Annotated in this window: 1 protein-coding gene; it reads left to right on the top strand. The window is 75.0% G+C overall.

The genetic code is table 11. The annotated features are described in order from the left end of the window. A partial coding sequence (locus G3I65_RS01410) for a TetR/AcrR family transcriptional regulator (protein WP_160693968.1) occupies nucleotides 1-384 on the top strand: 384 nt, incomplete at both ends.

Here is a 384-nt window from a genome sequence, read left to right as displayed (position 1 = left end):
GGCGCGGTGTTCAGCGAGCGCGGCTACCACTCGGCGTCGATGGAGGAGATCGCGGCCGCCGTCGGCATCACCGCCGCGGCCCTGTACCGGCACTTCCCGAACAAGTACGCGCTGTTCGCCGAGTGCGCGAACGTCATGGTGGACCGGCTCGTCGCGGCGCTCGACGAAGTGCCGGGAGACGGCGCACTGGCGGACGTCCTGGCCGCGGCCACGCGCGTCACCGTCGCCCACCGCGCGGCCGGCGGGGTGTACCGGTGGGAGGCCCGCTACCTCGACCGCGACGACCGCCGCGTGCTCAAGGGCAAGTTCGCGCACGTCGTCGGCCGGGTCGCGGCCGCGGTCCGGCGCGAGCACCCGGCGTCCGACGAACACCTGCGCGCGGTG

The organism is Amycolatopsis sp. SID8362 (genome assembly GCF_010550475.1).
Classification (GTDB): Bacteria; Actinomycetota; Actinomycetes; order Mycobacteriales; family Pseudonocardiaceae; genus Amycolatopsis; species Amycolatopsis eburnea.
This window is presented reverse-complemented; position numbering and strand designations above follow the sequence as displayed.